The organism is Thermotoga sp., assembly GCF_021162145.1.
Lineage (GTDB): Bacteria > Thermotogota > Thermotogae > Thermotogales > Thermotogaceae > Thermotoga.
Window position 1 is genome coordinate 1 of record NZ_JAGGZH010000105.1, and the last position, 4260, is coordinate 4260.

The following is a 4260-nucleotide window of genomic DNA, read 5'->3' on the forward strand; positions in this document are numbered from 1 at the left end:
AAAACATTCTTCTTAAGGTTTCCTTTGGCAGAGAAGAAATTATAAACACTTCGTGTTTAGAAAGAGTACGAGCCAACAAAAATGCCTTGTGTGGTCCCACCTGAAAATTGGAAAAATCAAAATTATCCAAAACGAAAACAGGAGACGGAGCTTTTTCAAGGATCTGTACATAATTTCCTTCATCTCCAAAGCCTTGTGAACACTCTGCCAAAAGAATTATTTTTCCTCCTGGTTTACAGAATTCTTGAGCAACGGCAAGAGCTTTCTGTGATTGGTACAAATCGATGTCTCTGGGATATCCTCCTGGTGACACAATAACAATGTCATAAAGATCTCTCACGGGAACTCCACTGCTTTCTTTTACAAATTGACATGCTTCTCTATGAGAACTTGGATGACTACCAACGAACAGTTTTATTATTTCTTTGTTCTCATTTAAAACAGTGTTTATCAGCAGATCCAAGCCAACCATATTTCCTACTTCATCTATCTCTTCTCTGACGGGATTTCCTTCAATTAATCCCATTTTTGCATAGGGAGATGTCAGCTTCGAATGATTACCCCTCACAGTTTCTTCCCCGCCTAATCCTATTGCAACACCCTTTGCTCCACCTGAAAACCCTGCAAATTGGTGCTCCTCTACTATGGAGACAACTATTTTTAAATCAGCTTCTGCAAAATATTTCATGATCCAAATTGGTGTGCTGAATGATGTCTTTCCTATGAAAGTCAGTGTCTCTTTTTTCCTTGCATCATGTATAAATACCCTAACTCTGCTCTTCTTGATGGGAACAAGTTCTTCTAGTTCTTTTTCTGTTGCTTTCCTATGAAGACCTGTTCCCACACATATTCGTATCTCTTTGGCTTCTTTTTTCAATAATGTTTCCACTAAAGGAGGAAGAATATATTTTGATACGTTTGGTCTAGTTTGATCAGGAATGGCAATGGAGACGGTTTTACCAGAGATTTCATATTCTTTCACAGCTTTTTCAATGCTTTCTTTTACTTCCAGCTCATCCATGCGAGGGAATCCCCCCCGCTGGCTTTCCAGAAGCCTGACTTTTGCAAAGTCTGGTATTTGCGGGAATATTTTTCCTTTTCCATAAGGAAGAGCAATTTCCACTTTCAAGCGCTCCTGTAAAGTTTTGTCAGCACAAATTCTTTATGGTTCAATATTTCCGCTCTTACCATACGACCATTGGCTGTTTCCACAACTCTTTGCCAGAGTTTGTCGGCTGCTTCGTCTATACTCATACCTTCCGTCAACACAGCAGAAACGTCAACATCTATGTGTTCAGACATGACCTGAGCTGTTTTTGGATTTGCTGTTATCTTCACGACAGGTATTATGGGATTTCCTATTGGGTTTCCTTGACCTGTTGGGAATAGGTGAATCACTGCACCATTGGCTGCAAAGAGTGTCACCGCTTCTGCAGCTGCTGAAGAAGTATTCATGAAGTAGAGTCCTTTTCCTGGTACTTCTTCTAGGAAATCCAAAGCACCATCTATCATGGCATTTCCTATCTTCTGTATGTTACCGAGAGCTTTTTCTTCGATGGTACTCAAACCTCCAGCGATGTTGCCTTCAGTGGGCTGTGAACCAAGCAAATCTACACCTTGTGATTTGATCAATTCTTGATACTCATTGAAGATTTTCAAGAACTTCTCCCTATCTTCTTCTTTTTTGAATCTGGAAGCTATAATATGCTCAGCTCCTGTCAGCTCTGTTGTTTCTCCGAAAAGTACAGTTCCACCTATTTCAAGAAACCTTTCGGTGAATCTTCCTACAACCCTGTTGGAACCTAAACCTGAAGTGGTGTCAGATTCACCACATTTAAGACTTATCGTGAGCTCACTGATATCAACTAATTCTCTCTTCAGGTTAGTAGCGTCTTCCACCATTCTCACAGCAACTCTTGATACCTTTTCGATAGTCTTGAGCTGTCCACTTCCCTCTACCCAGAAAGCTTCAACCGGTTTTCCTGTCTTTGCTATACCGTCTGCCACTTTGTGAGTCCACTTTGGTTCGATACCAACAACTATCACTGCTGCGACATTTGGATTAGATCCTGTTCCTATCAGTGTTTTGAAGAAAAGTTCCAAGTCTTTTCCAAACTGGAGTCTTCCATAAGGGTGAGGTAAGGCAAGAGTGCCGACGATGGATTTTTCGACAGCTTCAACAACAGCATTTGATATATCATCAACTGGTAACAGAAGGACATAATTTCTAACACCTACTTTCCCGTTTTCCCTAACGTAACCGAGGATTTTTCTTTCCACTGCTCTTCACCCCCATCTTAGACTTCGTATGTTGTGAACATGGACATGCGAACCCTTTGGAATGTCTTTTGTGGCTCTACCTATTATTTCTCCGTATTCTTTTATTTTTTCTCCTTCTTTGATATCTCTCAAGGCTATTTTGTGACCAAGAGGTATATCCTCTTTGGCCTCTAGTTCATAAGTCTTTCCATCTTCTAAAGTTTTCCCTTTCAACTTTTCTCCGGCGGTCACATCCCTCACCACTACTCCTACGTCGTCACCGTCTTTGTGGACCAGGAAATCTACCAGCATTCTTGAATCACCTCCCGTATATGTTGTCCCAAGCCTCAGAGAAGATCTGGAGTCCCAGCCGTGTGTAAGGATTATCGAAGGCTCTCTTGTAAACCTCGAAACCTGCCGTTACAATATCTGCTCCCGCTGTTGCTGCTTCTACAAAGTGTTTTGCAGATCTAACAGCGGCAACTATTATCTGAGATTTGTAGCCATAACCCTTAATGGCTTGAACAATCTGTTTTAAAAAGTCGATATTTGTTTCTCCTCTTTCTTCTCTCCATCCCACGAACGGGCTTATGTAGAAAGCCCCTAAGCGAGCTGCTTGGAGAGCTTGGACTAAGTTAAAGATCAACGTGACATTTACTTTCACTCCTTTTGAACTTAACTCTGCCAAAGCTTCAAAGCCACTCTCCGTGGCTGGGATTTTTATTGCGAAATTTTCAGACACTTCAGCTATTGAAAGAGCTTCTTTAACGATTTCGTTAGGATCATCAAGATGTGGGTTAACTTCTAAACTTACAGAAATGGAAGTTCCATCTACAAGTTTTTTAACCTCTTTAGCGAAATCTTCCACTGTCATTCCTGCATTCATTAAATGTCTTGGATTTGTTGTTATACCATCAATTTTCCATTTCTTAATAGCGTATTCAATTTCATCAAGCTTGGCACTGTCAAGGAAGAACTTCACCGTACCTTCACCTCCTCATCCTTTGATGCCACCAGCAGACAAACCTTTTATGATGTACCTCTGGAATCCAAGTGTTATAGCAAAAACGGGAATGAGCATGATAGTTCCGGCAGCTGAGAGTTGACCCCACAGAGGAGCATATTGACCAAGGAACCCATTAACTGCTATCGGAGCTGTTTTTGCTCTTACACCGGTTAAAACCAAAGCGTATATAAATTCATTCCAGGACATGAGAAAAGTGAAGACAGTTGCCACTACTATTCCGGCCGAGGCAAGAGGGAAAAAGATCTTCCAATATATTTGAAATTCCCTACAACCATCTATTCTTGCGGCTTCTTCGTAATCACGGGGTATTCCCTCAAAAAATGGAAGGAGTAACGCAACTGCATAAGGAAGGTTGAAGCTAATATGCGCTAACGAGAGTCCGAAAATATTATCACTAAGTCCCATCTTTTTAAAAATCAGATAAAATGGCAGTGACAGAGTGATTTGTGGCACCATCCTCAATAGAAGCAATAGAAAGATGATCCAATCATTTACTTTGAACTTGTATCGGGACAAACCATAGGAAGCCATCGATCCAAAAAATACAGAAACAAATGAAGAAATGCTGGCTGCTATCAGAGAATTCTTCAAACCCCGAACGAAATCTTCATTTTCGAACGCTTTTTTGTAGCTTGACAGCGTTGGTTTGAAATAGAACGGGTTCTTACTCCAGATGTCTATATCCCTTTTGAAGCCGTTCAGGATGATTATAAATATCGGGAAGAGCTCAATGATAACAATGATAAGTGCTATAAGGAAGATCATCCATCCTATAATTCTTTTCTTCATGCAATCTCACCACGCAACCCTTTTTTCACGATAAAGTAAGAAATTGCAAGAGAAGCAATCATCAGGAAGGTTCCCAATGCTGAGGCATAGGAGATGTTTCCAAATTCAAACGCTTGTTTTTGTATGTACAACGAAAGAAGCATGGTTGCGTTTGAAGGTCCTCCGTAAGTCATGACGTATACTTC

General features: G+C 40.7%; 5 protein-coding genes and 1 pseudogene. All 6 read right to left on the minus strand.

Annotated features, from left to right (window positions below; all coding sequences use genetic code 11):
• Positions 1-1123 (minus strand): nickel-dependent lactate racemase (larA, locus tag J7K79_RS06455; RefSeq protein WP_296906543.1); only part of this gene is annotated, 1123 nt, incomplete at its 3' end.
• 2 nt (positions 1124-1125) lie between these two features.
• Positions 1126-2280 (minus strand): UxaA family hydrolase, encoded by a 1155-nt coding sequence (locus J7K79_RS06460; protein ID WP_296906546.1) that lies wholly within the window; start codon positions 2278-2280, stop codon positions 1126-1128.
• Between the two features lie 6 nt (positions 2281-2286).
• Positions 2287-2571 carry a UxaA family hydrolase gene (locus tag J7K79_RS06465; RefSeq protein WP_296906549.1) on the minus strand — a complete coding sequence of 95 codons (285 nt, stop codon included), beginning with the start codon at positions 2569-2571 and terminating at the stop codon, positions 2287-2289.
• 7 nt (positions 2572-2578) lie between these two features.
• Positions 2579-3241 (minus strand): transaldolase family protein, encoded by a 663-nt coding sequence (locus tag J7K79_RS06470; protein WP_296906551.1) that lies wholly within the window; start codon positions 3239-3241, stop codon positions 2579-2581.
• A 15-nt stretch (positions 3242-3256) separates the two neighbouring features.
• Positions 3257-4075, minus strand: a complete 819-nt coding sequence (locus J7K79_RS06475) for a carbohydrate ABC transporter permease (RefSeq protein WP_296906555.1) — start codon at positions 4073-4075, stop codon at positions 3257-3259.
• Positions 4072-4260 (minus strand): annotated as a pseudogene (locus J7K79_RS06480) (sugar ABC transporter permease); the annotation flags it as partial. The pseudogene J7K79_RS06480 and the gene J7K79_RS06475, both read right to left, overlap by 4 nt.

Coding starts and splice junctions, on each gene's coding strand:
- J7K79_RS06465 (WP_296906549.1), bottom strand. CDS start 2,571: ATGCTGGTAGATTTCCTGGTCCACAAAGACGGTGACGACGTAGGAGTA.
- J7K79_RS06475 (WP_296906555.1), bottom strand. CDS start 4,075: ATGAAGAAAAGAATTATAGGATGGATGATCTTCCTTATAGCACTTATC.